Here is a 25,742-nt window from a genome sequence, read left to right as displayed (position 1 = left end):
TATTAAATTATATTGTTTGGTTTTTAAATCATTCGTTAGCTGCCATTTTCCCATCCATCCTATTGCTGAGCACAGGATTATAGTATAAGGATTTACATCCATGAATAACCATTGACTTTGAAAGGGGTCCGCAGACCAAACAGCAGCATCACTGGCACCGCATGAAACGTCCCCAGACTTCAATAAAAGCATTGCCCGCCCCAGATCGAAAGCGAAAGTACCGGTCATGCTATCCTTTATCTCTGGTTGGCAGAAATAATCAAATAAGCCCTATATGGTTTATGGCGCTAAAAAATTGTGATAACTTAGTATTGTTTTAAATTGATGGAAACAATGAGTTTTGACGTATCCGTAAAAATAGGCACAGCGTAGTTTTGTTCATTTTTCATGATGTAATTAGTTTTCTGGTTAGTTTTTAGTTTTTTAGAGGAAACAACACAATTTGTTACTTTATGTTGTTGATTACAAAAGTATATTTTTATTATGGATCATCAAAACTAAAAAAGTAAAAAGGAATTTTTATCTCCACTCCCCTGTTCTTTGAAGTCTCCTGATTTTAAAGTATGTTCAAAGATTTTTTTTATTTTGCAGGCTCAAAGTCAGGAGACTTTGTACAACGGTTTCATAAAAAAATAAAGACTTTCGATATTTTTTACAGGATCTTTTAAAAGAAACTCCTACATATTCCGTTTAATTCTTAAATTTAGCTCATGCAAAAGTATCTTTATCTCATCATTATATCATTCTCTCTGAGCAGTTGCTATACCTACCAGGTAAAAAAACAAGTGGATCCGGCCGCCGACAATAAGCAGGATTCTAAAAAGAATACCGCCAGTACTACTGCTCCGCAAATGAAAAATACACCCGCTGAAAGCCTGAACGCACCACAAGCCCCTGCTCCTGTGAATATTCAGGAGAAACTGGCATCTGGTAAAAATGTTAAAATTGACGTTGAAGGCAGATCCTATAAAATAATCGTTGACAAATGGGAAAGCGACAGCCTCGTAGCACACCCCGTTCATAATCCCAAGAAAATTCTGAAATTCCACAAGAACCAGATCAATGCCGAGAAAATCGCCGAAAAACGTTTTTCACAGCCCATAGCTGATATTATTACCGTTGTTGCATATGCCGCAGTTGGTGTTGGAATATATCTTATTGTTCGCTAGGTTTTTCTTGTTTTTGAGCATTTTATTTCATTTTAATATATTTATAGTCCATGGTCTTATTTATTTTATGTTTTCGATGATAGGAGCATTAATACTACATTTAGATAGAAATAACTTTTATTTAATTATTTAACCAAAAAAAATATTATGTTATGGAAGAAGATGAAGACCATTGGAAATGGGGCATTTTTTATTATAATAAAGATGACAAGAGACTTTTCCCTCCGAAAAGAAATAAATTTTTAGGTTGGACGGTTAACTTTGCTAATCCTTATTCTATTTTAGCAATGTTTTTAGTAATTACTGTATTTATATTCGTAGTAGAATCTATTAAAAAGATGTAATTGTTCTAAACAATTTATTCTCAGCTACCGCACGAATCTCGTGTGGTATTTAATACTATTAATCAAACATTCTAAAAACAACAATATCATCTAAAAGTCCTTTTTCATCAGCACAATCTATTGCATTACTGTATCTACAATCTTCTGCACGGAATACTAAACCTGCTTCTACGGGATTTTATGGATATAATTAATTTTCTGCCTAATCACTCTGTTACTCCACAACTCAATAGGTTAATTATCCCGGCCTACAACAGCAAAACTTATGAAATATAGCCCTTCAGAATTGTGGAATTTGTAATTACGGCTCATCAATTATGTTTTTATAAAGATAAAAACTTTATGAGAAAGTGATTGAAATAGAAACCACACGAAAGAATTCGTGCGGCAGCGATGGGGTCAAAGAATTGAAATTAAGATTTCCTATTTTTAATAATTAATTCCAAATTTTTAATTAAAAAATGAAGAAAAACTCCTATCCCAATACAATAGATTATAACATAATGGATTGTATATAATATATTAGCCATTGGTGTTAATGGAGACATATTTCCGGTAAATATTGAAGATATACTATATGGAAGTAGTGTTGTAAAAGTCCAAAAATTATTTCTGTCTAATTCAGCTTTTTTAACTTTGTAATATTTTAATTCATTTTTAAGATAATTAATGTCTTCTGTTATTACATTACCAAGTTTCATAGTCTCTAATTCAGTTTGGCCACCAGTTTTATCTAATTTCTTTTTTAAAGCACCCTTTTTATCAAATATATAAATAGTTGCTATAGAATTCCTTCCAGGAATATTCATACCAAAATCTGAATGTATTATACTATTTTCCGTAAAAATTAATTGCTTAAATTCTTTTAATTGTCTGTTTAAAACAGTATAGTTTGAAAGCTTAATATTTTCTAGGTATTTAATTTGATAAGGAATATTTTTCGAATCATCAATCCATTCATTAAGTACTAACTGTTTTCGACTATCATGAATAGCAGTTTTAAACTCAAAACTAGCAGGATTATTTTTTAGCATTAACGTATATAAAAAAGGAAAAACTACTAAATGCAAAGCCAACACGATTGAAAGCCATGATATTGCATATTTAGAATTTTTATATTTTTCATATTTGGAAATCCTGTAGAGACGGACACATATTGATAATATGAATAAAATTATAAATGTCGTTGAAAAAAATTCACCAATACCAAATGAGATATTAATTAAGGTTAGTATCATATACGTTTTTTACCTGCAAACATACAGGAGATAACAATGCATTAATTACGGAAAACCGTAATATTATTATCTAATATTCTCCCATCTTTTAAAGTTTTATTTCAAACAAACCATAAGCAAATCACTATTTAAACCCACGAGTCGACAACAAACAAAAGCATCATTGTTGTAATGATGCTTTTATAATTTTTTGAGATACAATTCTCAACTATTCATATTTCGAAAAATCCACTGCAAAAATACATCTATTGACCTGGCTGCCATTCTGGGCTCCGGCATTGGGTTCATATTCTGTGAGGCTCCACAGATAGTTATATTGAGATTCATAATATAGGGATTCCGCGCCATAGGGCCATCGGTAGCGTACGGTGTCATCAGCTCCATCGGTATACCGGGCGAGTCTTGCATTGGACCCGTAAGAGTTGCTTGGAGATCCGGTACAGGAAAGCCATGTACGGTTTCCTTTCCGGAATACGCCCTGGATGCCGTGGGCATGGCTATCGGCAAAAAGGCTGTTTTTAGGCGCTACGGCAACAATCCCCGAGTTTTGAAGTGTTCCACTGGCATCCACAGGAAAGCCAAAGACTTGTGGGACAATGGAAGCATCGGCACTGCCGGCATAATATTGTCCGGTCCAGAACTGAGTGCCTTTCTCATTGACCTGTATGGTGGAAAAAGGACTGGCGTTATTGATCTTCTGATACCCTGTCTGGGGCAATATATACCGGTAATTGAAGGCGAATAGGTTACCGTTGGCATCCTTACCACATTTTTCATTGGTCGTGTCTCCGGTACTGACTTCAATGATTTTATCCAGATCAAATACCCGAACCCCGAGATTCGTGCTGCTGAGATAAATCTTACCTTTCAAATAGGCAATCCCTCCGGCATGTACTTTCAGTGGGGCGTAAGAGCCATATTAGGTATGCGTGGTGGTACTGGCAGGAATATCAGGCTGCACCAGCAGGATATGCCGGTACGTGAGATAGGTACTTGAACTAGGGCTGATATCGATCAGGGTAATGCGGGAACCTTTATATTCGGCATCATCTTTTGCATACCAGCTCACCAACAGATAACGGACACCATCTCTGGTAAACCCGGCAATGCCCTGTGGCCGCCAGATGGAGGTCGTTTCATCATCGGTGTTCCAGCGGATTCCTCTTACCCTGTTTTCTTCCGGAATATTGAATCCATAGACTTCGGTATATGCATTTCCGCCAATCGCCTGGCGGTTTTTATTAACCTGGGATGGATTTAAAAAGCTAAAACCTGAACTGATATACGTACTGGTATCTACATAAGGATTGACACTGACTTCTGTAGCAGCTCTGCTGGCACTGGATTTTGACGGAAGCTCTTCCTCCATTGAAGCTGAAGCCATTTCGTTATTCTGGCATCCAACACTTGCCAGGGTAAGCATAAACATCCATCCAAGAAATTGTTTTTGAATCATGATTCGTTTTTTGGTGTGTGATAAGGGATAAAAACGTCTTAACAACCGTTTATAAATTGCGTACGAAACTAGCAGATTCCGTTTTTATTGGGGTAACCTCAGCATTAAATCTGTATTAATTTTATGATTCTGCCCCCCCTTTACAGCCCTTCATAGCCGCCTGTCTATTGAAAAGTTGTATCATTTTAAAAAAAAATGTCTCATATTTGAGACATTTGTCGTAATTTTGAGGCAATAAAAAACAGATGAGTACGCAGCAAAAAATTATTGATACCGCTATATCAGTTTTAAATGAGGATTTTTCGGCAACATTTGAAGATATTGCCGTGCGTTGTGGCATTAACCGGAGAACTCTTCACCGGTATTTTAAAAATCGACAGGAATTATTAGAAGCATGCCATAAGAATATGATGGAAGCATGGGAACTTTCAGCGATGAACGCCTGTAACCGTTCCACAGATCCCCTGATACAACTCGAATATTTATTATATGCAGGAATTGACAGCGGAACAAAGTATGCTTTTCTCATTAAACTCAATGACGACATAAAATCCTCTTCTATACCCTACGAAAGTGAACAAAGTGCAGCCTATTGTAAAACAAGAAATCAGCTATTCGGTGCCATCCGGGATTTACAAAAAGAACAGGTAATAGATGACCGGTTTCCATTACCCTGGATAAGAATTCTTTTCACCAGTGTGATTACCGCAACCATCACCGCATTCAGATCCGGAGATATTGCCCAGAATGAAGTAAAGAAGCTGGCCTGGCTTTCATTCAGCAGAAGTATAGGTATACCTTTAAACAGATAAAATGATACATTCCTTTTTAATGATTGGTCAGTCTAATATGGCTGGCCGTGGCTATAGCAAAGAAGTCCCTGCTATCTATGATGAACATATTAAGATGCAAAGAAACGGACTATGGCAAATCATGTCTGAACCTATTAATTTTGATCGTCCCAGTGCCGGTGTGGGGCTTGCCTCTTCATTTGCCGCTGCCTGGAGGTTCGACAATGAGCAGCATGAGATAGGATTAATTCCCTGTGCAGATGGAGGAACCAGCCTTGATGACTGGGCGGTGGGAGGTGCCTTATTTGAAAATGCGATATCACAGGCCAGACTTGCACAACGAACAAGCCAGCTTTCAGGCATCCTCTGGCATCAGGGCGAAAGTGACTGTTCTCCGGAAAAAGCTGAGCAATACGGTGAAAAGTTTTCTGTAATTATGGAGGCACTACGCCGGGAATTGCATATTCCTGAAGTTCCACTTATAATAGGCGGTTTAGGAGACTTCTTATCCCATGGAATCTTTGGGCAATATTTTGCGTCCTACCCTTTAATTAATCAAGCATTGGAAGATTTTGCCAGGACTCATACCAACTCTTATTTTGTTACCGCCAAAGAACTTACGGCCAATGCGGATGGCATTCACTTCAATGCTCTATCCCAAAGAATATTGGGCATCAGGTATTATAACGCTTTTCGGGATTTAAAACATCTTCCCGATCCTCTGCATGATGAAGAAGACAGACTGGCTGCAATATATAATCGCCCGTACACCCAAACGGAAAAAATAAAGCTGCTGGAACATGAGTTTGCCGTTGGGAATATTGACCCTAAGGATTATCTGACCGAATTGGCTATCCTAAGTGGGAGATAAAATAGGGTATTGATATACCGGTTTTATATTTGTTTTTTTATAAAGTTGTGTAAACTTTTATCTCATAAGAATGTTTTTAACCACAAAAGGCACAAAAGTTTTTATCCTAAACACTTTAGTTCACTTAAGTTAGCGTAAAATGACATCGGATAAAAGGACACTTCAGTTTTTAAAATCAAAGATTTTTTCTCTTAGGTGTACTTATTGTGCACAAAGCTTGTTATCTAAAATAACTTAAGCATTTAAAATAACACCACTCTCCTCTTCTACTCTATTTGAGCAGATATTTCCAGCATAACCTTTTTTACCTATTTTTACAGTAAATTATATATAACCTATGAAAAGAATCATATTGGCCGGAATGGTGACTTTGGGAGGATTTTTAACTGTAAAAGCACAGTGTAAAGCTGTATCCACGATCACAGAAAATTTTGATACATGGAAAGACATCAACAAATGCTGGACTGCCCAGGCAGGAGGAAAATCTATGCTGTATGCCAGTGACAAAAAAATTATATTTTATTCGATGTACAGCCCGGGAGAAAATATGTATTTAATTACTCCAAAAATTAAAGCAGGAGCCTATACGCTTAGTTTTGATATTTCAGACAATGGAGGAGAAACCACCCTGGAAATTCTCTCCGTCAACAATCCCTCCGATACCAAATCCTATGTTTCAATAGCGAAACCTTCCAAGATAACCGGCGATAAAAAGACGCTCACTATTTCTGTAAAAAAAGACACCCATCTAGCCCTGAAAGTCCTACTGAATGGAGTCCATCAGGCAGTTTATATGGATAATTTTTCATTGAAACAAAAGAAATAATTGAAGAAGCTCATATCGGGCTCACCTATACTCCGAAGTCTACCGACTTTGGAGATTTTGTTTCAGGCAAACGATCACAAAAACAAGATTTGTAAAACTTACCCGTCGGATTTTTTCCTCAACGGGATACTGCCTTTTTGTTGTGCAGGTCATCAATCCAGCTTAAAAAAGAAGTACACTACTGCTGCCCACTCTTTTTTAATTCCTACGGCATACCCTATAGTACTTCGGCTGCTGTTTTCTACCGTTCCATCATCTTTGATGTATCCAATAGTGGAACGGCTGCTGTTCTCTACAGTGCCGTCTTTTTTAACATAACCTATAGTAGAACGGCTGCTGTTTTCTATGGTACCGTCGCTTTTGATGTACCCGATGGTTGAGCGGTTTTTATTCTCGATGGTTCCGTCAGCACTGATATATCCCACTGTGGAACGGCTGCTGTTTTCAATGGTTCCATCCGGTTTGATGTAGCCCGTCGTACTGCGGCTCCCCGATTCTATTGTTTGTGCACTTGCAACGGAAAAGCTGAGCAGAAAGAAACTAATGATGCCTATTTTTTTCATGGTTTTAAAATATTAAGAGGTTATTATTGGGGTGAAGCCGATATATTAAAATTATTGATTAATTTCTAAAAAAGGACAGTCCTCGGCAAGATATTCATTGCCAGATGGGTAACGAAGATAGGATTTTGAAGTCTATAGCATTTTTACCTCCCATTTTTGATTTTATTCTCTATATTTTCTTATATTTACCTACCAACTAGTAGGTAGATGAAAACAAAAGATTTAATAATAGCCGTTAGCTCTGAATTATTAACTGAAAAGGGATATAACGCTTTCAGCTATGCAGACATTTCAGATCGTATTAAGATTAAAAAAGCTTCGATACATTATTATTTCCCAACAAAAACGGATTTAGGTATTGCGATCATTGAGAATCACAAAACGAAAATTGAAAGTCTGCACAGTAAACAGGCTGATTTAACCGCATTTGAAAGACTACATCAACTGGGGCAATACTACATTCATCTAATCAATGAAAACAAAATATGCCTGATGGGAACTTTAGCCAGTGACGGAAATACCATAGAACCTGCCCTGAAAGAAAAGAGTATGGAATTTTGTCAGACTATTCTGCAACATACCATTGAAATTCTGAATACCGGAATTGATGACAATCAATTTAAGTTCATCGAAAATACTGAAAATAAAGCAATTGAAATCTTAAGTTCATTGATGGGACTGGCCCAGATAGGCCGTATTTATCCCAAAGAAAAAGTAATAGAAGTGATACAAGGAATCGTGAACCAGCTAAAATAAATACTATGACATTTTATCAAACATTGTCTGTAATCGGAAAAAAATATGTGGGAATGAGCAGAATGTTCAAATGGGGATTTAATCTTTCTCCCATGTACAGCAGGACAACCGCAAAAATCAGCTACGCTTCCAAAGACCTGCATCATATAAAGATAAGGCTGCCTCTCAGCTATAAAAATAAAAATTATGTGGGAACTATTTTCGGAGGCAGTATGTCTTCGGCCACAGATCCTATATTTATGGTACAGCTCACCCATCTTCTCGGAAATAAATATGTGGTATGGGATAAAGCCGCAACCATCCGTTTCAAACGCCCCGGCAATGTAACACTTTATGCTGATTTTGATTTTTCAGAAGAAGAAATAACCGAAATTAAAAACCGTGTTGCCGCCGAAAATGAGATTGAAATTGTAAAGCAAACCTTTCTAACCAACGAAGATAAATCAACCATTTTTTGTGAAGTGGACAAAACCATTTACATCGCAGATAAAGCGTTTTACAAAAAGAAACTCGAGCTCAAAAGGAAAAATCAATAATAATCAATATCTATTCATCATCCTGTCAGGTATTATGAAAACTCCCATTATTAATTTTTGACCGACTGCTTGAACTCCAAGGGGAGAAATCTGGTTTTCGCTTCGTTCCTGAAAATCCACAGACGGATTCTACTCCTCCTTCTCTTCTCTATCCAACACAGATCATTCAACAGCTTCAATATTAGTCAATACTTAAGACAAATGAACTACTTTTTATTTTCTTTAATTCTTTTTGCCCAACTCTGGTAGATAGGATACCAGACCCGGTCTCCATTGGAGCCATTGCAGAGTATTACAATACCACTCTTTGTGGGAAGGTGCATAAACACGCCGGCACTCCAGCCTTCATTCTCTCCGGTATGTCCAATTGTTTCTAGCCCTTCATAATTCATAAACCGATAGCCTAGCCCACTTTTTCCCTGATCAGAAAAGGGTAAAACCGGTTTCTCCATTACCTGCAGGTTTGTGGATTTCAAAACTTTATTCAATTGACTTGGATCAGAGGTTATAGATAGCTCTGCAAAATGAGCCAGATCTAAAACTGTTGTTTGTAACCCTGCTGCTGCCTGTTCTGTAAATATCCTGTTCTTTATGGGTTTCCCTGAAGCGTCATAAGCCGTTGCAGAATTTGCCATCATATCTTCTGTCCATTCATAATGGGTATGATTCAATCCTAAAGGTTCAAAAACATTCTTTTTCATATAGACTGCGAACTTTTCTTTCGTTCTTTCTTCAAGCAGTAACTGCGCAAGTGTATAGCCACCCCCTGAATATTCCCATTTCGTTCCCGGCTCGCTGATCAGAAATACACTTTCCCCATTTCTTTTGGTCTTTCCTGAAAGCGACTCTTCTAAACTTAACAATGGAGTTCCCTGCTCTGAGCCTCCATATCCGTGCACCGAAAGTCCGGCTGTATGGCTGAGAATACGCCGCAAAGTAACTTTTGATATATCATATGGAGATGCGGGTAACTTCCAGCGTACCAGGAACTGATCAACCGGATCATCCAGTTTTACAAGCCCCTTTTCCGTCAGCTGCATCAATCCCCATGCAGATACCATTTTGGATACAGAACCCACATTAAAAATGGTTTCCGGAGTGACTGGTTTTTTACTTTCCACATCAGCAAACCCAATAGATTGTGTCCAGGCAACTTTTCCATGTTGGATAACCGCTATAGCTACCCCGGGAACATGATTATTTTTGGTAGCTTCCATACCTACACGCTGGATTTCCATATAGAGAGAATCTGTTTGGGAAACCATATTTTCTGTATTTCCAGGTTCATCCCCCTGTTTTGTGGCTGAACAGGAAAAAAGAAGTGCGGTAAAAGAAAAAGCAACGAGTCCTTGTATCCTGTCTTTGATCATTTTCTATGTATTTGTAATACCTGCCGTTTCAGCATACGGCAAACCATAATGAAACGTAAGGCCAATTTCTACTATTTTTCTACCCCCCAATCCTGGCTAATCTGACTGCGAGCTTCCCAGTATGTCTTTGTAAATATTTCCGGATTAGTTTTAGCTTCCAGGAGTAATAAAATTCTTTTGAATTGAGGTTCAAGGTAAAAACTTCTGTTTAATTTCAGCTGTCCGCCGGCATAATAAATCGTAGCTGTTGGTGTTTTATATTTTCCTAACCTCACCATGTCAACCTTCGTAATAGCATTCCAGGAAATAAAATACCTCTTAAAACCACCAATAAGACGTATTTCATCATTTGAAATAATCAATTTTTGACGGGTATACACAAACATGGAAACGGAAATGAAGAAAATCAGGGGAGCTAAAAAAAGCACCCATCCCGCTTCTTTTATCATGAGAACATTAATACCTAATGCAAATACCAAAATACTTAGTATACGATAGGTTATTTTCTGCCATTTTGGTGCTGAAAATACTTCCTCAGTTAATAGTTCTCCCATACTGTAAATATATGATTTTCTGCAACAAACAATCCTCCCCTTCACGGATTGGATCATACGTTACCATATAAACTGGTTTCATGGATCAGCTCTCTGCTATAATAAAGCAAAAAGACAGCCTTATAGGGCTGCCTTTTTATCTATTTCAATAGGATTCATCTCTTAAATACCAAAGTTGTTAGCTTTGTCTCACAAGTTTATTTTCTGCAAATGGAACCACGACCAACGGATATTGCTCCGCTTCGATATGGCTTTTATCCAATCCAAAATTAATATAGTCTTTTACGGATAAATACCGCAGATTATAATATCCCTTCATGATAAAGTTTTTCCAAAACGGCATTCTGTTATCATAAGAAAGGAAACTATCCATGATCATAAATTTAAAATCCCCAATTTTATTCTGCTGATAGGCCTGCTCTAAAGAATCTTCAACATCTACCTCGTTATTTCCGATCATATCATTCACTACCTGCTTGAAATAATACCCTATCCGGGGATCCTCGCGGAAGCCCAGATCGAATTGAATATAATACACGTCATTTCTGATAATGGTATCTACGGAATACCTCTGTGCATAAGGCTCATCCAAAATATTGACATGCACAAACCAGTAGATATCAGCACGCTTTGGAAGACCAAATTTTAGAATCGAATCCATGACAGTTTTTTCAATTTTCTTTTCTGAATCCGAAGTGGTGAGATAGACCAGGTTGGTTGCATATTTCGGAATTTTTTCATCCGTACTTAGTTTAGTCAATAATGAAAGATAATCGGAGAGTTTTACAAATGACTGAATCTCCGATTTGATCTGTCTGCCCCTCCACCAGATATACATCACGGCAAACAGCGAAAAACCAAGGATCAGGGTGATCCATCCTCCATCTTTAACTTTCTGTAGGTTAGCTCCTAAAAAGCTCAACTCAATAGCTAAAAACACACTTGTGATCAGAAGGTTAAAAACAAACGGAACTCTTTTAATACGAAGGTAAGCATTGATCAGAATAGTACTCATCAGCATTGTAAGCGTCACACTGAGTCCAAATGCGGCTTCCATTTTAGTACTTTCTTTAAAATACAAGACCATGCCCACACATCCGCACATCAGAAACCAGTTGATCGCAGGAATATAGAGCTGCCCCTTGACATTGCTGGGAAACAACACCAAATGTTTTGGCCATATATTAAGCCGTATGGCTTCGTTGATCAGCGTAAAACAACCACTGATCAATGCCTGGGAAGCGATAATCGTTGCCAAGGTTGCAATACATAAAGCCAGCCAGAAAATTGATTTCGGAACAATATGATAGAAAGGACTTAAGCTACCTACCTCCTCTCCTACATGATTGAGAAGCCAGGTGGTCTGCCCGGCATAGCAGAGTATCAATGCAATTTTTATAAAGATCCAGGTGAACCTGATATTATTTCTGCCACAGTGCCCCATATCGCTATATAAAGCTTCAGCCCCTGTTGTACACAGAAATATACTGCCCAACAGCCAAAATCCTTTTGGCTCATTCACCAGCATTTGATAGGCATAATAAGGATTTAAGGCTCTAAAGACCTCCCAGTTGCTGCCTATGGCCATCACTCCTATTATCCCGATGAATCCAAACCAGATAATCATCGCAGGGCCAAAAACCTTGCCTATTTTATCAGTCCCGAACTGCTGAAAAATAAACAGCAGTATCAAAATTCCGACAATAACCGGAACTGTATTAAAACCGGGAATTACAGCCTGAACACCTTCTACAGCGGAAGACACCGAAATGGGCGGAGTAATAATACCGTCAGCCATTAAAAATGCACCACCCGCCATGGCAATAAAAACGAGCCATTTGCCACTGTATCGCCGCACTAAGGCATAAAGAGAGAAAATTCCTCCCTCACCATTATTGTCAGCCTGCAAGGTAATGAGTACATATTTGATGGTTGTCTGGAAAACCAGCGTCCAGAAAATACAGCTTAAGCTGCCAAGGGCAATCGCTTCGGTAATTAGCTTATGATGAAAAACGGCATTGAGTGTATAGAGTGGAGATGTACCAATATCACCAAATACAATCCCTATAGCGATCAATGATCCTGCAAGGGTAATCCTCTTATGAAAATCTGAGGTGTACTGTCCGGACATAATTAGTTTTTACTGCAAATTAAACCAATTTTTGCAATGAAATGAGAATCGGGAATATTTTTTCAGAGACTTGCAGTCATTGTAACATAACCACCTCATAATGAATCCATTTAATACCAACTACTGCTTTTCAGCAGCCTACGGACCTACCAATTTATTATTAAATTAATATTTGGTTAAGGGCACTTTTAAAGCATCCTAAAATAAACTCTGTGTAATATAATTGGGCATCCAAACCCTGGGTTTTCTGATGAAGTTCTATGCGTTTGGAAAGTATAGTCTCCCCTTTATAACTAAATGAACAAAATGAAAAAACTTTAAATCCTGAATTCCTCACAGATGCGGCATATCCTGTAGATGCAATTCCCCAATCCGTTTCAAATAAGGCAGCTCCTTTTATAGCCATTATATCCGCCATGTTTTGAGTTTCAAAATCATTTTCCTGAGCTTCAATCCGATTAATATTTAAGAATTTGACTTTTTCAGGTAAGGTAAAGGTGGTGATCCCTCCTTTGTAAAATAAACTTGCATTGGGCATTTGAGAAAAAGCCAGCTGTATTAATCCTGAAGTTACACTTTCTACAATAGAAACGGTTTCATTCACTGTAATGAGCGAAGTACTGATATACTCAAGTAAGTTTTGCTGGAATTTCATGATACCTATTATTTAATGTTGATCTAAAAAACTTGTAAAATCTATTTATTCCTTTGAAATGCATTCTCAAAGAACATCATAATCATCCAATGCTGTAACAAAATAATGTTCAATAGTCTCTTTAGCATTTTTGCACATCTCTAAAAGATCACCTCTTGAGGTATCTTCAAAAACAAAGTCATCATGAATATCAATGATAAACTCAGTCACCTTTTCTGTATTGATCAGGTCATAGGTCATTAAATCATTTAAGCTATCCAGTCGGTGTTCTTCATTAAAAAATGGAATTTTACGGGAAATGGAATTTTTAAACTGAAAGAGATGTATTGTTTTCATGACTTAGGGTATTGGGATTAATGGAAACCGATTTTATATGTAAAACCGAGCCTTGCTATTTCTTATATGAATGATCTTTCAAATAGGAGTATTATTTGGATATTCTCTATGTGAAATTTATGGTCAATCAATCAGTTTTTTGTAGCTCCATTATGGATAAAAAGGACAGAGACCAATGGGTTTCTATCCTATAATTAAAACCTTCTGAAAACAGATCTACTATTTTTTCAGATTTTAATAAGCTCATTATGAAAATTGAATGTTTTTTAAGGATTTTAACCCCTTTTTCATGGTTTATATTGGGTCTTTTCTAATTTCCCGGTATATGTTTATTCAACTGTCAGACGTTATTATATTCTCAGACTGTTCTTCAAATCCTCACAGTCTTTGTTCTATCATATTAATCGATTATTATAGACACTGTCTTTAATATACAAGAATACTACGATACAAAGATGGGTATTTCAAAATAGGTTACGCTACATATATTTATAATAATCTTGCATATATCACACCTTTTTATAAATCTTCTAAATTTCCAAGACGTTTTTTCTTCAACTGTTTATAGAATGAAGGGGAAAGTCCGGTGATTTTCTTAAACTGGTTAGAAAGATGCGCAACACTGCTGTAGTTAAGCTTATAGGAAATCTCTGTAAGATTGAGCTCATCGTATAGTAGTAATTCTTTTACCTTTTCTACTTTATTGATAATGATAAAATGCTGCAGGGTCATTCCTTTCACTTCAGAAAATGTATTGGCAAGGTAGGTATAGTCGTACCCAAGCTTTTCACTCACATAGTCCGAGAAATTTTCTTTGGGAAGAGCATCAGAATAATGAATCATTTCCGTTACTACATTCTTTATTTTTTCTATCAGAATACTTTTTTTGTCATCCAATATTTCGAGCCCTGTTTTGAGCAGATTTTCTTTCAATACACGCCTTTGTTCGGCACTGATATCATTTAATAATTCTACTGTACCCAGATCTACGACAGCCCCTTTAATCCCCAGTCTTTCCAATTCCTGATGGACAACCATTTTGCAGCGTAGGCTTACCATATATTTTATGTATAACTTCATGATCCTTACTGTTTACAGCTTGTTAATCATCATCATCATCTTAACAGTCATTCACTCAAAGTTACTCCATTAAATCAGAATACCTATGATTTATATAACAAATTGAAAGACTATTACAACGCTTTCCTTCTTTAATGATTGAAATTTACATATACTCAAAAACAGGGACAATGTCAAAAGAAACGAAATCCAGCAAAACACGTCCTTCAAAATTAATAAAAGAGAAACGGGAATTAAAATAAACCCAATACAGATGCTTATTAAGGTACTACTGTAATGAAAAGGTAAATTAAAAATATAGCAATAAGCACCACTCCCTGCATAATATTGGTTCTGCCTGTTGCCAGTGAAACGGTAATAATAAAAAGAGATAGTCCCAAAAGTATCGTTGATTTAATGTCTATGCCTAATGTCATTCTTATACCGGTTATGACAGATATAATGGCAATGGCTGGAATACTTAACCCAATACTTGCTAAAGCAGACCCGAAAGCCAGGTTTAGTGAGGTTTGGATCTCGTCACTTTTTGCAGCTCTCAATGCAGCGAGACCCTCAGGAAGAAGAACTATACCGGCAATGATGATTCCTACCAGAGATCTGGGAGCTCCCGCTGAAACCACTATATTTTCAACATCTTTTGAAAGAAGCTTTGCCAGGAAAACGACCACTCCCAAGCTTAAGAGCAGCAGTACCCCACTGATATACAGCTCTTTTTTGGAAGATTTTTCCTGATGATCTTTTGCTGATATGTTTTCCTGCAGCTTATTTTGTGGGGAAATAAAAAAATTCCGGTGTCTCATCGTCTGAATCATGGTAAACCCCAGATATAACCCCAAACAAATCAAGGCTATAAAAAGTAACTGAAAGGAGGTATATTCGCCACCAAGATGACTTACCGTATAATTTGGCAAGATAAGAACAAAAATAATTACGGCAGTAAGAGTGATCAATGCTGTACTTACCCCCTGCAGAGTAAAACTTTGTTCTCTGTATCTTAATGAGCCTATCACAATACAGCTCCCGATAATGCCGTTCAGGATAATCATCACGGCTGCAAAAACCGTATCCCGGGCAAGGGTGATGGTCTCCAGCCCTTTGGCTCCCAGCATTATGGAAATAATCAACCCGACTTCTATTACCGTAATGGCAAATGCCAAAAGTAAAGTTCCAAAAGGTTCACCCAGACGATGGGCAATGACTTCAGAATGGTACACTGCCGCGAGGACACTTCCCATAAGAAATAAGGTAAGGAGTATAGAATAATAACCAGAGGAAAAAACAGCACTTCCAAAATAAAAGAGCCAGGCTAAAATGGGAACCAAAAATGTCCACATCCATAAATATTTTTTTTTCTTCATAAAAAACAGTACTAATTTTTTTTAATGGTTGACCCCTCCTTTGGAGAGACTCAGCAGGGTTATATCTTCTTTTTGAAAAGGGCTTGGGGATTATAGATTTGAAATGTGTGAGATGCCCAATTGAAAATTAAATGATATAAAAAAGTAATAGCCAGAACTTAAATTGGCAATTCAACGTAATATTGCACTAAGATACAAATTATCAAGCATTTATTAAGACAATACCCGTATCAATGCAATTCTAAAAAGCCACAGGACTTTCCTCTCATAACAGGTAATTTTTTCCTCAATTATGGAAAACAAAATAGAAGCATTGCAATATGTGTGATATATGCAACATTAAAACAACAATCTACAATACAATGAATTACAAAAAAACCAACTTTGTATAGTAACAATGATGTTATACCAAAATCCACATTATGGACACAAACCACAACAAAGACAACGAATTTTCTAAAACTCCGGGAGACTGGATTGCACAGTCTAAACAGCTGAAAGAAAAATTCTCTACATTAACAGACCATGATTTAAAGCTTGAAAAAGGGAAGGAAAAGGAAATGCTTGAAAGAATTGGTAACAGATTGAGAAAAAATCGTGAAGAGGTTATGAATATTTTAAAAGAACTAAATCTTTCATAATTCTTTCCAAATAGCAATTAAAACCTATGCATAGAGTTATATCTTTCAGAGAGTTTTGATTAAAAGGGGGATAGAAAGTTAGGAGGTTCTATCCCTTTTTATGTACAGTACACCATACATTTTACTTTCAAAACTAACCGTGATGAATCATAAAGAACTTGAGAAATCAAAAATACATGCGACCAGCCAGATTGTAGGCTACCTTTCCAGTTCTGTACTCAGCAGAACAATAATAGAAAAAATAACCGGCAATATCAGTGCTATATCATTTGATGACGGAGAAGGGCTGCCGGAAAAGACCTCCCCTTTTGATACTTTTATACAGATTATTGAAGGGAAAGCAGAAATAATAATTGACGGAAATCCTTATTTTTTGGAAGAAGGCGAATGCATTACCATTCCCGCTCATCAATCGAATGCTATCAAAGGAAATAAACGCTTTAAAATGATTCTAACAATAATAAAAAGCGGCTATGAATAAAATAGATAAGAGATCCAGCTTAACAAAAGAGATCTTTAAAACTACTGTGGAAATTCAGAAAAAATTTCCAGAACTGTATGAGCTTTTAGATGAGACCCCTCTATTTTTTTCTTTTACAGAAAAAAATATCAGCATTTCAGATTTGAGGCAATACCTCGTATCATTAATAATGCAACAAAAATCCTTTGAAAAAAGCATTGGTACAATAAGACATTAATGTATAATTTCCAAATAGGATTCTCATGAAAAAATTATTCAGGCATCCAAAAAATAAGTTGGGTCTAAGAAATAAAAAGAACCTTTCAGACAGAACGTACTATTCTCAGTTTGTTGCTTTATTTTATATCAGAAATATTAATAATACCCTAAGTAATGATATCACTGAAATTCTTCGGATGTTAGAAGAATTACAGCATCTGAATAACAAATCCAGGCTAGTATTCAGTACTCACTGTGCCTTAAGCAAGCATAATATGTGGCAATCTATTTTAGCCTATATAAGTGATAGTTTAGGCTATATCAGGTTTCAGTTTGAATATGTAAAAGAGAATATTACCCAAAAAAATAAATTTAATTCCCCTCTGTTCTGGCAACAAAACAAAATCTATATTGAAGACTTAACTGAAAATCATGAAAAAATGGTACAGCTTGGCATTCAAATTTTGCCGGAAGAAGAAAGGTTATCCTGGAAAACAACCGTATGTAATTTTTATGACAAAATCTTTTCTTTAATCGTTCCTCTTATCAACATATGTAGACTTGAATCAGACTTTGTTGAAAAATTTACCCCTAAAATTCTCAATACAATCACACTGGATATTATTAAAAATATTCCTAAAAACTATACTTTAAAAGAGGCTACAGATTACCAGCAAGAGTATTTAAAGGCATTAACAAACTATAACAATGAACTGAATGGAAAAAATAATCTTTGGGACACTTTATTAAACCTGCTTTCAGGTGGTGTACATCAATCCCCCTCCGAGCGGGTCATGCTTAAAAGATGGATCAATGGAAAGGATGAGAGATAGCTTCCATCATGGAATCATCCGTAATTTCGGATTGCTACTGCTGTACTCTAAGAAAAATAAGAAATCTATCAGGAAAAGTGGTAAAGGAAAATAACATCACCTGTATAGGCCGGTTTTCGCTGGTCTCTGATTAATAACTTAGCTTCAACCAATACTTTTACAGTTCCTTTAAGATTGGTTACTGATTTTACCGTAGCTTGCAACTGAACGTCGCTGTTGACCGGAACTGCCTGTCCAAATCTAAAATTCTCAATCCCGTAATTGATTTCCATGGTTACATTTCTCACATAGGCAATTTGCTTCCAGAGATAGGGAATCAAGGATAAAGTTAGGTAGCCATGAGCGATGGTCGATTTAAAAGGGCCTTCATTTTCTGCCTTTTCTTTATCAACATGAATCCATTGATAATCTAAGGTGGCCTCTGCAAATTTGTCGATCTGGTCCTGGTCTATCGTATGCCAGCCGGAAACTCCAATCATCTGACCTTCATACGCCTTATATTCATTATAACTGTTGATCGTAACCATATTCTTCTGTTGACCCGATGAGGTCTGTCTATTGGGTGAGCATTTGCATTTTTTATTTCCATTGGTATAATAACTTTGTTTCAAACCAATGTATATACATTAAGTATTCAAATATCAGTCCGAATTTGTGACGACCATATTAAATCTACTTATTCTCATTCCATCAAATCTTTAAAAAACCTCTTACATGAAGTAAGAGGTTAATGAACATAATGTAACTTACATTAACGTTCTTTCAAACAATATTCCAGATACTAAAAGTGAATGGATTTTGCATCTGTAAAAAATCAGACTGCTGGTATGCAGCACAGAATTTTCACATCTGCAAACAGGATTTAATTATGCTAATTTTACATTAACAGCGTTTAAACCTTTATCACTTTTTTGTACTTCAAAAACTACTTTATCATTTTCACGGATCATTTTTGTGTTTAATCCTGAAGAATGTACGAATATGTCTTTACTCCCGTCTGCTGGAGAAATAAACCCGAAGCCTTTTGCTTCATTGAAAAATTTTACGGTGCCTTCTTGCATTGTAATTATTATTAAAAATTGTATGTATTTTGATCTGTAAACTCTACAGATTTATTTATAAAATAGTGGTGATCCATCAGCAAATCATTTTTTTTTTACTCTCTTTCTCTAGAAAGAAAACTGAAGGATCCATAGTTTGTGATAGCGGATATGTAGCGTTTCCTGTAACTTCTACAGGGTTATTCAGGATGGTTTCCGCAAATTTCCGTACGTTTAGCGGTAGGGTTGCCGAAAAGAACAGGGTCTGCTTCTTCGGAGAAACCAGCTTCAGAATCTTTTTTAAATCACTGACCAACCCCATGTCAAGCATTCTGTCTGTTTCATCCAACACAAGAATCTCAATTTTAGAGAGATCAATATGTCTTTGATTCACTAAATCCAAAAGCCTTCCGGGTGTAGCAACCAGAATATCCACTCTTTTTCTGAGTGCTGCGAGTTGGCTTCCGGCTAAAACACCGCCATAAATAGAAAGTTGGGATAATGGTAAATACTTGCTGTATACCCCAAAATTTTCTTCTATCTCTAATGCCAGTTCGCGGGTCGGGGTAAGTATTAAAGCCCGTATTTCTTTATGTTCAGGGGTATACTTTTTTAGTAACTGCAGAATGGGCATAGCAAAGGTAGCCGTTTTTTCGGCACTCGTTTCTGCACATCCTATAATGTCCCTCCCTGCTAAAATCTGTGGAATGGCAGTATACTGTATTTCAGTAGGCTTTGAGTAGCCAGCTTCTGTAGCAGCGCGGATAATGGGATTGATTAAGTTTAAATTTTTAAAATTCATTATAAATTCCGGATTTCCGGCAGTTTGTAAGCAAATCTGTTTATCAGAATTTGTGTTGATATATTAGGATAAACAAATAAGGAATACTCTTTTTCAGCTTATCATTTTGCTTGCTCAGGCTGTACCAATATTATTAAATAGTACTGATTAACCTGCAATAACGTATCGCTCCTATTTACAATAGGACTTTTATAATCTCTATTTTCCGCAATTGAATGAAGACTATAAATGGTAGCTGAAAAAGCAAAACTGACAGAAAAAATTGTGATTTTAAACTATTACAGAGTAGCAAAGGCAGTGACCTGTTTTATAAACGTTCTGCAAACCTACAATAAAGAAAACAAACAAAATCATATTTAATTAGTTGATTATCAAAAATATATTCGTAATTTATGCACATCAAATGAATTGTTTGCAGGCGCGGATGATTTTAATCTTCCGAAATATGCAAACCCCCTCTCCCATAACAGATCCCCAACGAAAAACTTTACCATTACAAGCTGCACCGCACGTAAGAATTGCTTATTTTATTATGGTACATCACAAGCCTGAAGTATTTAAGGCCATGTTTCAGAAGATTTATACCCGGGATCAGTTTTATCTTATTCATATTGACCGGAAATCTACTCCAAGGTTCACAGAAGAGATCCAGCAGTATGCCGTTCAGTTTCCCAACGTCTATATTTTAGATAGCATGAATATTGTATCAGGAGGTTTCAGCATGATTCAGGCCGAACTCAATGCTATGGAGTTTCTCCTGAATGTCAACCGGGAATGGGATTATTTCATTAACCTAAGCGGTGAAGATTATCCGCTTAAATCTCAAAAAATCATACGTAAGTTTCTGACAGCCAATAAAGGCCGAAATTATCTCTTTTATTATGATCAAAAGTTTTACAGACCGGATACCCTGCAGAGAATACAGAATCATTTTACAGAACTGGCCTACGTCATCTCTTCATTCATTTATAAAAGAGAATTTATGAAAGGGGTCACTCCTTATATTGGTGGAAAATGGTTTATGTTTACAAGAGAAACCTGCATATTCCTTACTAACAATAAAAGGGTAATGGACTTTGAGGATTACTATCTTTATACCTTCTTACCTGCTGAATCATTTTTTCAGACCGTTCTTATGAACACAACATTCAATGATATTATTGTTAATGATGATAAGAGAGCCGTATTTGAGAAATCTATTTTCAAAAACAACCAGGACATCCTGACTTATATTAAAAAGCTGGAATCCAGTAACCAGCTTTTCATCAGAAAAATAAATAATAAAACTGATGAAAACCTCCTGACTTATATTGAAAACTCTTTTCTTCTTCCTTTACCGGAAATTGATGAAATTGAAAAAGAATTAAAAAGGGATGGTTATCAAAATAACTGATTTCTAACGCATCAGCTTCTGCTCATAGCCGTCCGATAGTTCTTCGGTGTCATTCCTGTTTGTGATCTGAAAAAGTAAGAGAAATGGGAGAGATTTCGAAATCCAAGTTCATAAGCAATCTCTTTGATCGATTTTCCGGAGCTGTGCAATAATTTCTTTGCTTCTAATAAGACTCTTTCCCTGATAAATTCAAGGGGTGAAATTTTATATTGTTTCCGGCTGATAACCCCAAGATAATTAGGCGTGATACATAGCTCCTGTGCATAGAAAGACACATTTTTCTGTGTTTTATAATACTTCTGAACCAATGAATGAAACCTGAAGGCAAGATTGTCATGGTGATTCAGAACAGATTTACCATATATTTCTTCTACCCATAAATTGATCATGAGCGCTAAAAGCCTGACCCTGGCATTGATAAGTTCCGGAAATATTACCTCAGAATAAATCTCCTTCCGGATAGCACTGAATTCTGCACTCAGTTTATCATACGCTTCATCATTCGGTTCTATCATTTCATATTTGCTATGCAGTGAAAAGGTATGCTTTAAGGTAGGAGAGAATGTTTCAAGAATAGAATCCTGAACAATCAGCCTTCTGCCCGATACATCAGCAGGCAATTTCCAGATATATTCTTTTTGAGGAAGGTGTATAAACAATTGTCTGGAATTCAGATCATAGGTATTGATATCTGTAATGCATTCACCATCCCGGCATTCATCTAAAATAACAATGGTAAAGGAGTTTTCCGGAAAATTATTGAGCTCGGAAGAACTTATTTCATCCTGATAAATTACATCGACTTTTGGGGTGCTTTCATGGGGTAATTGGTTTGAAATCCTTTCCTTTTCCATTGCTCATTATTATACCAGCTAAATTATAAAATACTCTATCATATTTTTTCATCAAAGCATAAATTCTTTAGAATTAAATGCCTGAAGCAGACAAAACTATCAGAAACAGTGATAAAAGTATTGTTGTTTACTCCTAAACTCAGAATCAGTCCGCTTCATGGAAAACAATCAGTATATTTGTCATAAGACATTTCTATCCCCATGCTGAAAGATAAATTTGGAAGAACAATTAATTACCTCAGACTGGCTGTTGTGGACCGGTGTAATCTACGCTGTACCTACTGTATGCCGGAAAATGGGCTTTCATGGATTAAACAGGAAGAATTGATGACGGATGAAGAAATGCTCAGGATATGTTCTGTTTTTACAGAACTCGGAATCAATAAAATCCGCATCACCGGAGGAGAGCCTTTTGTGAGAAAAAACAGTATTGATCTCATCGAAAAAATATCGCGTTTGGAAGGTCTTAGCGACCTTAGCCTAACCACTAACGGCCTTCTGACCGAACCGTACATTCCACAGCTCAGGGAGTTTGGAATAAAATCAGTCAATCTTAGTCTGGATACCCTGGATGAAGAACGTTTTTTCAAAATTACCCGCAGAAAGGGCTATCATAAAGTCATCAAAACATTGGAAAGCCTTATCGAACATGATATCAAGGTAAAAATCAATACCGTAGTGATGGAAAATCAAAATATTGAAGATATCATTCCTTTGGTTATGCTTACAAAATCCCTTCCCGTAGATGTCCGTTTTATTGAAGAAATGCCATTTAACGGGAATGATAAAGACATCCTTTTGAACTGGAATCACTCAAAGATCTACCAGCATATCAGGGAGCATTTTCCTGATATTCAAAAACTAGCAGATCCTAAAAGCTCCACATCCTATAATTATAAGATTCCGGGCTTTATGGGTGAAGTTGGAATCATTGCAGCATATACCCGTTCATTTTGTGGAGACTGCAACAGAATACGTATCACCCCAACGGGTATGCTCAGAAGCTGTTTGTATGAAAGTGGCGGGGTTAATTTAAAAGACGAAATACGTGCTGGAAAAACGAATGAGGAACTAAAAAATACAATCATCAATACTATACATCACAAACCCAAAGACGGATGGGAAGCTCAACAATCAGGTTTGAATGCTGCACAGATCCATCAGTCTATGGCAACAATCGGAGGATAAGATGGAAATGATTACCGTACAACAGGCAGAAAATATCATCCTTTCCCAGGCACAGGATTTTGGAAAGGAATTCATTCATTACGACTCAGCATTAGGAAGAGTCCTGGCAGAAGATCTCAAAGCAGACCGGGATCTCCCTCCTTTTGATAGGCCCACTGTGGATGGAATTGCCATCAGCTATCATGCCTACGAAAAAGGAATCCGTTCATTTAAAATTAAAGCGGTACAATCTGCCGGAGAACCTTCTGTTTCTATCCATTCGGCAGAGGATTGTATTGAAATTATGACGGGTGCTGCACTGGACAATTCTGCAGATACGGTAATCCGTTACGAAGATATTTCAATTGATCATGGAACAGCACATATCAATATTGATATAAAACAAGGGCAAAACATACACCTTAAAGCAAAAGATAAAAAAGCGGGAGAAATACTGGTCAAAGCCGGCCAGATTATCAGTCCTGCCATCATTGGTATCGCTTCTTCTATTGGAAAAACGACTTTATTTGTTAAAAAGCTTCCCAAGATTGCCATCATTTCTACAGGAGATGAAATGGTAAATGCAGAGTCAGTTCCTACCCCATTTCAATTGAGACGCTCCAATGGAGTTTCCATACAGTCTGTATTGAAAAAATATGGGATTCAGGCAGATACCCTTCATGTCAATGATCATTATGAAGAGATCAAAAAAGAACTAGCCCGCTGTATTGAGGAGTATGATGTACTTCTTTTGAGCGGCGGCGTTTCTATGGGGAAATTTGATTATTTACCTGAAGTATGCAGGGAACTGGGAATAGAAAAACGCTTTCACAAAATAAAGCAGAGACCCGGAAAGCCTTTTTGGTTTGGAAGCAAAGATCAGAAACTTGTTTTTGCGTTTCCCGGCAATCCTGTTTCAGTATTTATGTGTTTGCATCGCTATTTCATTCCCTGGCTGGAAAAATCGTTGGAAACACCTCCAACTTCACCTTTATTTGCGGTATTGCAGGATGATATTGACTTCCCATTCGGGCTTCAGTATTTTGCACAGGTAAAGCTCAATATTAACTCCTCAGGACAGCTTACCGCTGAATCCGTTCATACAAACGGCTCCGGTGATTTTTCACACCTCGCCGAAACTGATGCTTTTATAGAACTGCCTTTGGAGCAGAATCATTTTAAAAAAGGAGAGGTATATCCCATATGGAAATATAATTTTTAAAGATTATGACTGATTTTTCACATCTCAATAAAAAACTGCAGCCTTCTATTGTTGACGTCAGCAGAAAACAAATAACCCGCCGTAAAGCCGTTGCAAAAGCAATAGTGGAAATTCCTGAGAATATTTTACAAAAGCTTAGTGAAGGAGGCTTCAATACCCCAAAAGGTTCAGTCTTTCAAACCGCAATCATTGCCGGAATTATGGCTGCTAAAAAAACGGGCGAACTCATTCCGCTCTGCCATCCGATAGGACTTGAGAACTGTAAGGTTGATATAGAACTTACCGACCGCAATGAAATTGAAATATACTGTACTGCAGAGGTAGAAGCCAAAACAGGTATAGAAATGGAAGCCCTCACAGGAGCTTCTGTAGCTGCACTGACTATCTATGACATGTGTAAGGCCCTAAGTCACAATATCACTATCAAGGAAATTAAATTAATAGAAAAAACAGGCGGAAAAAATGATTTCAAAAGAACAGAATAAAATTCCATCCATCAACGGCCTGGTGCTGGCAGGTGGAAAAAGCCAAAGAATGGGAACTCCTAAAGATCTGATGAACTGGCATGGAAAAGAACAGCGTTATTTTGCAGCAGATCTGCTGGCCGAATTTTGTGATGAGGTTTATATTTCCTGCCGCCAGGATCAGCTAGAAAATTTTGACAGGCAGTATCATCCATTAACGGACACCTTTCTGAACATGGGACCTTTTGGTGGTATTCTTTCTGCACTGCGTTCCCAGCGGGATAAAGCATGGCTCGTGGTCGCCTGTGATCTGCCCCTGCTGGATAAAAAATCGTTGGAATTTTTACTGCATTCACGAAATCCTGAAAAAGCAGCCACTACCTATAAAAGCCCTTTTGATGGGTTACCGGAACCTTTAATTACCATCTGGGAGCCTAAGAGCTATCCGCTGCTCCTGAATTTCCTGGGTATAGGAAATACCTGTCCCAGAAAGGTTTTGATCAATAGTGATACACTTATTTTAGAACCTCATGATCCTGATGCTCTGATGAATGTGAACACACCTGAGGAAGCAGCAATAGCAGAACGAGCACTGAACCGACAAAAATAATAA

General features: G+C 36.9%; 31 protein-coding genes. 16 read left to right on the top strand and 15 right to left on the bottom strand.

Translation table 11 applies throughout. From position 1 onward, the window contains the following. Window positions 1-710: 710 nt before the first annotated feature. Window positions 711-1,169: a hypothetical protein gene (locus tag B8967_RS19675; RefSeq protein ID WP_084087400.1), complete on the top strand. Its 459-nt coding sequence runs from the start codon at window positions 711-713 to the stop codon at window positions 1,167-1,169. 152 nt (window positions 1,170-1,321) lie between these two features. After that, a complete protein-coding gene (locus B8967_RS19670) occupies window positions 1,322-1,513 on the top strand; it encodes a DUF5808 domain-containing protein (protein WP_047486438.1) in 192 nt (63 codons plus the stop codon). 413 nt (window positions 1,514-1,926) lie between these two features. Here the strand turns inward: B8967_RS19670 and B8967_RS19665 are convergent, their stop codons facing one another. The 3 genes from B8967_RS19665 to B8967_RS19655 all read right to left on the bottom strand — a co-directional run bounded on the left by B8967_RS19665 (window position 1,927) and on the right by B8967_RS19655 (window position 4,207). Further along, window positions 1,927-2,751, bottom strand: coding sequence for a hypothetical protein (locus B8967_RS19665; RefSeq protein ID WP_143330559.1), 825 nt, complete (start codon window positions 2,749-2,751; stop codon window positions 1,927-1,929). A gap of 208 nt (window positions 2,752-2,959) precedes the next feature. Further along, window positions 2,960-3,622 carry a hypothetical protein gene (locus B8967_RS19660; protein WP_084087398.1) on the bottom strand — a complete coding sequence of 221 codons (663 nt, stop codon included), beginning with the start codon at window positions 3,620-3,622 and terminating at the stop codon, window positions 2,960-2,962. 48 nt (window positions 3,623-3,670) lie between these two features. Next, the gene (locus B8967_RS19655; RefSeq protein ID WP_084087396.1) at window positions 3,671-4,207 is read right to left on the bottom strand and encodes a hypothetical protein; all 537 of its coding nucleotides are present in this window, start codon (window positions 4,205-4,207) and stop codon (window positions 3,671-3,673) included. 245 nt (window positions 4,208-4,452) lie between these two features. On the opposite strand from B8967_RS19655, the gene B8967_RS19650 reads away from it, so the two are divergent. From B8967_RS19650 to B8967_RS19640, 3 genes are all read left to right on the top strand, one after another. Further along, window positions 4,453-5,019 (top strand): TetR/AcrR family transcriptional regulator, encoded by a 567-nt coding sequence (locus B8967_RS19650; RefSeq protein WP_084087394.1) that lies wholly within the window; start codon window positions 4,453-4,455, stop codon window positions 5,017-5,019. Between the two features lies 1 nt (window position 5,020). Beyond that, a complete protein-coding gene (locus B8967_RS19645) occupies window positions 5,021-5,869 on the top strand; it encodes a sialate O-acetylesterase (protein ID WP_084087392.1) in 849 nt (282 codons plus the stop codon). 337 nt (window positions 5,870-6,206) lie between these two features. Continuing rightward, window positions 6,207-6,695, top strand: coding sequence for a hypothetical protein (locus tag B8967_RS19640; protein WP_047486446.1), 489 nt, complete (start codon window positions 6,207-6,209; stop codon window positions 6,693-6,695). 152 nt (window positions 6,696-6,847) lie between these two features. Here the strand turns inward: B8967_RS19640 and B8967_RS19635 are convergent, their stop codons facing one another. After that, the gene (locus B8967_RS19635) at window positions 6,848-7,258 is read right to left on the bottom strand and encodes a 5-fold beta-flower protein (RefSeq protein WP_084087390.1); all 411 of its coding nucleotides are present in this window, start codon (window positions 7,256-7,258) and stop codon (window positions 6,848-6,850) included. A gap of 207 nt (window positions 7,259-7,465) precedes the next feature. Here B8967_RS19635 and B8967_RS19630 point away from each other — a divergent pair, with 207 nt between their 5' ends. Next, window positions 7,466-8,014 (top strand): TetR/AcrR family transcriptional regulator, encoded by a 549-nt coding sequence (locus B8967_RS19630; RefSeq protein WP_084087388.1) that lies wholly within the window; start codon window positions 7,466-7,468, stop codon window positions 8,012-8,014. Window positions 8,015-8,019: 5 nt separating this feature from the next. Beyond that, complete coding sequence (locus B8967_RS19625) at window positions 8,020-8,550, top strand: DUF4442 domain-containing protein (protein WP_084087386.1); 531 nt, start codon at window positions 8,020-8,022, stop codon at window positions 8,548-8,550. Between the two features lie 206 nt (window positions 8,551-8,756). On the opposite strand, the gene B8967_RS19620 is transcribed toward B8967_RS19625, so the two are convergent. The 7 genes from B8967_RS19620 to B8967_RS19590 form a co-directional block, all read right to left on the bottom strand. Next, window positions 8,757-9,920, bottom strand: a complete 1,164-nt coding sequence (locus tag B8967_RS19620; RefSeq protein ID WP_084087384.1) for a serine hydrolase domain-containing protein — start codon at window positions 9,918-9,920, stop codon at window positions 8,757-8,759. 71 nt (window positions 9,921-9,991) lie between these two features. Then, window positions 9,992-10,474 (bottom strand): hypothetical protein, encoded by a 483-nt coding sequence (locus B8967_RS19615; RefSeq protein WP_084087383.1) that lies wholly within the window; start codon window positions 10,472-10,474, stop codon window positions 9,992-9,994. 178 nt (window positions 10,475-10,652) lie between these two features. Continuing rightward, a complete protein-coding gene (locus tag B8967_RS19610; protein ID WP_084087381.1) occupies window positions 10,653-12,605 on the bottom strand; it encodes a KUP/HAK/KT family potassium transporter in 1,953 nt (650 codons plus the stop codon). Window positions 12,606-12,765: 160 nt separating this feature from the next. Continuing rightward, complete coding sequence (locus tag B8967_RS19605; protein WP_084087380.1) at window positions 12,766-13,260, bottom strand: CinA family protein; 495 nt, start codon at window positions 13,258-13,260, stop codon at window positions 12,766-12,768. Window positions 13,261-13,326: 66 nt separating this feature from the next. After that, a complete protein-coding gene (locus tag B8967_RS19600; RefSeq protein WP_052188562.1) occupies window positions 13,327-13,596 on the bottom strand; it encodes a hypothetical protein in 270 nt (89 codons plus the stop codon). A 519-nt stretch (window positions 13,597-14,115) separates the two neighbouring features. Beyond that, entirely contained in the window at window positions 14,116-14,676 is a 561-nt protein-coding gene (locus B8967_RS19595) for a helix-turn-helix domain-containing protein (protein ID WP_228406264.1), read from the bottom strand. Window positions 14,677-14,936: 260 nt separating this feature from the next. Beyond that, window positions 14,937-16,034, bottom strand: a complete 1,098-nt coding sequence (locus tag B8967_RS19590; protein ID WP_084087378.1) for a calcium:cation antiporter — start codon at window positions 16,032-16,034, stop codon at window positions 14,937-14,939. A gap of 422 nt (window positions 16,035-16,456) precedes the next feature. Between B8967_RS19590 and B8967_RS19585 the strand changes: the two genes are divergently transcribed. From B8967_RS19585 to B8967_RS19570, 4 genes are all read left to right on the top strand, one after another. Further along, entirely contained in the window at window positions 16,457-16,675 is a 219-nt protein-coding gene (locus B8967_RS19585) for a hypothetical protein (RefSeq protein WP_047486465.1), read from the top strand. A gap of 142 nt (window positions 16,676-16,817) precedes the next feature. Next, window positions 16,818-17,156, top strand: a complete 339-nt coding sequence (locus B8967_RS19580) for a cupin domain-containing protein (protein ID WP_084087376.1) — start codon at window positions 16,818-16,820, stop codon at window positions 17,154-17,156. After that, window positions 17,149-17,373, top strand: coding sequence for a hypothetical protein (locus B8967_RS19575; RefSeq protein WP_047486468.1), 225 nt, complete (start codon window positions 17,149-17,151; stop codon window positions 17,371-17,373). The genes B8967_RS19580 and B8967_RS19575 overlap by 8 nt, the downstream gene beginning before the upstream one ends. Before the next feature lie 25 nt (window positions 17,374-17,398). Continuing rightward, the gene (locus B8967_RS19570) at window positions 17,399-18,187 is read left to right on the top strand and encodes a hypothetical protein (protein ID WP_084087374.1); all 789 of its coding nucleotides are present in this window, start codon (window positions 17,399-17,401) and stop codon (window positions 18,185-18,187) included. 68 nt (window positions 18,188-18,255) lie between these two features. Here the strand turns inward: B8967_RS19570 and B8967_RS19565 are convergent, their stop codons facing one another. The 3 genes from B8967_RS19565 to B8967_RS19555 form a co-directional block, all read right to left on the bottom strand. After that, on the bottom strand, window positions 18,256-18,798 hold the full coding sequence (locus B8967_RS19565) for a MaoC family dehydratase (protein ID WP_228406263.1): 543 nt from the start codon (window positions 18,796-18,798) through the stop codon (window positions 18,256-18,258). A 255-nt stretch (window positions 18,799-19,053) separates the two neighbouring features. Next, window positions 19,054-19,248, bottom strand: a complete 195-nt coding sequence (locus tag B8967_RS19560) for a cold-shock protein (protein ID WP_047486471.1) — start codon at window positions 19,246-19,248, stop codon at window positions 19,054-19,056. 76 nt (window positions 19,249-19,324) lie between these two features. Beyond that, window positions 19,325-20,029, bottom strand: coding sequence for a DEAD/DEAH box helicase (locus tag B8967_RS19555; RefSeq protein ID WP_228406262.1), 705 nt, complete (start codon window positions 20,027-20,029; stop codon window positions 19,325-19,327). A 445-nt stretch (window positions 20,030-20,474) separates the two neighbouring features. Between B8967_RS19555 and B8967_RS19550 the strand changes: the two genes are divergently transcribed. Further along, the gene (locus tag B8967_RS19550) at window positions 20,475-21,422 is read left to right on the top strand and encodes a beta-1,6-N-acetylglucosaminyltransferase (protein WP_084087371.1); all 948 of its coding nucleotides are present in this window, start codon (window positions 20,475-20,477) and stop codon (window positions 21,420-21,422) included. An 11-nt stretch (window positions 21,423-21,433) separates the two neighbouring features. On the opposite strand, the gene B8967_RS19545 is transcribed toward B8967_RS19550, so the two are convergent. After that, window positions 21,434-22,276: a helix-turn-helix domain-containing protein gene (locus B8967_RS19545; protein ID WP_084087369.1), complete on the bottom strand. Its 843-nt coding sequence runs from the start codon at window positions 22,274-22,276 to the stop codon at window positions 21,434-21,436. Window positions 22,277-22,477: 201 nt separating this feature from the next. Here B8967_RS19545 and moaA point away from each other — a divergent pair, with 201 nt between their 5' ends. Genes moaA through B8967_RS19525 form a run of 4 tightly spaced genes read left to right on the top strand, consistent with a single transcriptional unit; the run spans window position 22,478 to window position 25,739 of the window. Next, on the top strand, window positions 22,478-23,464 hold the full coding sequence (moaA, locus tag B8967_RS19540) for a GTP 3',8-cyclase MoaA (RefSeq protein ID WP_084087367.1): 987 nt from the start codon (window positions 22,478-22,480) through the stop codon (window positions 23,462-23,464). Beyond that, entirely contained in the window at window positions 23,421-24,665 is a 1,245-nt protein-coding gene (locus tag B8967_RS19535) for a molybdopterin molybdotransferase MoeA (protein ID WP_228406261.1), read from the top strand. Before moaA ends, B8967_RS19535 begins: the two co-directional genes overlap by 44 nt. Before the next feature lie 5 nt (window positions 24,666-24,670). Beyond that, complete coding sequence (gene moaC, locus B8967_RS19530; RefSeq protein WP_084087363.1) at window positions 24,671-25,150, top strand: cyclic pyranopterin monophosphate synthase MoaC; 480 nt, start codon at window positions 24,671-24,673, stop codon at window positions 25,148-25,150. After that, on the top strand, window positions 25,128-25,739 hold the full coding sequence (locus tag B8967_RS19525; protein WP_084087361.1) for an NTP transferase domain-containing protein: 612 nt from the start codon (window positions 25,128-25,130) through the stop codon (window positions 25,737-25,739). The genes moaC and B8967_RS19525 overlap by 23 nt, the downstream gene beginning before the upstream one ends. Window positions 25,740-25,742 lie beyond the last annotated feature (3 nt).

The sequence above is a fragment of the Chryseobacterium sp. YR221 genome, from assembly GCF_900176315.1.
Classification (GTDB): domain Bacteria; phylum Bacteroidota; class Bacteroidia; order Flavobacteriales; family Weeksellaceae; genus Chryseobacterium; species Chryseobacterium rhizosphaerae.
The sequence above is the reverse complement of the archived record's forward strand: the minus strand, read 5'-3'. Positions and strand labels throughout refer to the sequence as shown.

What these genes read in the sequence shown, in the direction of transcription:
- B8967_RS19570 (WP_084087374.1), top strand. Translation starts at nt 17,399, where the DNA reads ATGAAAAAATTATTCAGGCATCCAAAAAATAAGTTGGGTCTAAGAAAT.
- B8967_RS19610 (WP_084087381.1), bottom strand. Translation starts at nt 12,605, where the DNA reads ATGTCCGGACAGTACACCTCAGATTTTCATAAGAGGATTACCCTTGCA.
- B8967_RS19635 (WP_084087390.1), bottom strand. Translation starts at nt 7,258, where the DNA reads ATGAAAAAAATAGGCATCATTAGTTTCTTTCTGCTCAGCTTTTCCGTT.
- B8967_RS19630 (WP_084087388.1), top strand. Translation starts at nt 7,466, where the DNA reads ATGAAAACAAAAGATTTAATAATAGCCGTTAGCTCTGAATTATTAACT.
- B8967_RS19595 (WP_228406264.1), bottom strand. Translation starts at nt 14,676, where the DNA reads ATGAAGTTATACATAAAATATATGGTAAGCCTACGCTGCAAAATGGTT.
- B8967_RS19665 (WP_143330559.1), bottom strand. Translation starts at nt 2,751, where the DNA reads ATGATACTAACCTTAATTAATATCTCATTTGGTATTGGTGAATTTTTT.
- B8967_RS19615 (WP_084087383.1), bottom strand. Translation starts at nt 10,474, where the DNA reads ATGGGAGAACTATTAACTGAGGAAGTATTTTCAGCACCAAAATGGCAG.
- B8967_RS19585 (WP_047486465.1), top strand. Translation starts at nt 16,457, where the DNA reads ATGGACACAAACCACAACAAAGACAACGAATTTTCTAAAACTCCGGGA.
- B8967_RS19605 (WP_084087380.1), bottom strand. Translation starts at nt 13,260, where the DNA reads ATGAAATTCCAGCAAAACTTACTTGAGTATATCAGTACTTCGCTCATT.
- B8967_RS19675 (WP_084087400.1), top strand. Translation starts at nt 711, where the DNA reads ATGCAAAAGTATCTTTATCTCATCATTATATCATTCTCTCTGAGCAGT.
- B8967_RS19545 (WP_084087369.1), bottom strand. Translation starts at nt 22,276, where the DNA reads ATGGAAAAGGAAAGGATTTCAAACCAATTACCCCATGAAAGCACCCCA.
- B8967_RS19655 (WP_084087396.1), bottom strand. Translation starts at nt 4,207, where the DNA reads ATGATTCAAAAACAATTTCTTGGATGGATGTTTATGCTTACCCTGGCA.
- B8967_RS19580 (WP_084087376.1), top strand. Translation starts at nt 16,818, where the DNA reads ATGAATCATAAAGAACTTGAGAAATCAAAAATACATGCGACCAGCCAG.
- B8967_RS19600 (WP_052188562.1), bottom strand. Translation starts at nt 13,596, where the DNA reads ATGAAAACAATACATCTCTTTCAGTTTAAAAATTCCATTTCCCGTAAA.
- B8967_RS19640 (WP_047486446.1), top strand. Translation starts at nt 6,207, where the DNA reads ATGAAAAGAATCATATTGGCCGGAATGGTGACTTTGGGAGGATTTTTA.
- B8967_RS19650 (WP_084087394.1), top strand. Translation starts at nt 4,453, where the DNA reads ATGAGTACGCAGCAAAAAATTATTGATACCGCTATATCAGTTTTAAAT.
- B8967_RS19555 (WP_228406262.1), bottom strand. Translation starts at nt 20,029, where the DNA reads ATGAATTTTAAAAATTTAAACTTAATCAATCCCATTATCCGCGCTGCT.
- B8967_RS19625 (WP_084087386.1), top strand. Translation starts at nt 8,020, where the DNA reads ATGACATTTTATCAAACATTGTCTGTAATCGGAAAAAAATATGTGGGA.
- B8967_RS19525 (WP_084087361.1), top strand. Translation starts at nt 25,128, where the DNA reads ATGATTTCAAAAGAACAGAATAAAATTCCATCCATCAACGGCCTGGTG.
- B8967_RS19560 (WP_047486471.1), bottom strand. Translation starts at nt 19,248, where the DNA reads ATGCAAGAAGGCACCGTAAAATTTTTCAATGAAGCAAAAGGCTTCGGG.
- B8967_RS19575 (WP_047486468.1), top strand. Translation starts at nt 17,149, where the DNA reads ATGAATAAAATAGATAAGAGATCCAGCTTAACAAAAGAGATCTTTAAA.
- moaA (WP_084087367.1), top strand. Translation starts at nt 22,478, where the DNA reads ATGCTGAAAGATAAATTTGGAAGAACAATTAATTACCTCAGACTGGCT.
- B8967_RS19620 (WP_084087384.1), bottom strand. Translation starts at nt 9,920, where the DNA reads ATGATCAAAGACAGGATACAAGGACTCGTTGCTTTTTCTTTTACCGCA.
- B8967_RS19590 (WP_084087378.1), bottom strand. Translation starts at nt 16,034, where the DNA reads ATGAAGAAAAAAAAATATTTATGGATGTGGACATTTTTGGTTCCCATT.
- B8967_RS19550 (WP_084087371.1), top strand. Translation starts at nt 20,475, where the DNA reads ATGCAAACCCCCTCTCCCATAACAGATCCCCAACGAAAAACTTTACCA.
- B8967_RS19535 (WP_228406261.1), top strand. Translation starts at nt 23,421, where the DNA reads ATGCTGCACAGATCCATCAGTCTATGGCAACAATCGGAGGATAAGATG.
- moaC (WP_084087363.1), top strand. Translation starts at nt 24,671, where the DNA reads ATGACTGATTTTTCACATCTCAATAAAAAACTGCAGCCTTCTATTGTT.
- B8967_RS19645 (WP_084087392.1), top strand. Translation starts at nt 5,021, where the DNA reads ATGATACATTCCTTTTTAATGATTGGTCAGTCTAATATGGCTGGCCGT.
- B8967_RS19670 (WP_047486438.1), top strand. Translation starts at nt 1,322, where the DNA reads ATGGAAGAAGATGAAGACCATTGGAAATGGGGCATTTTTTATTATAAT.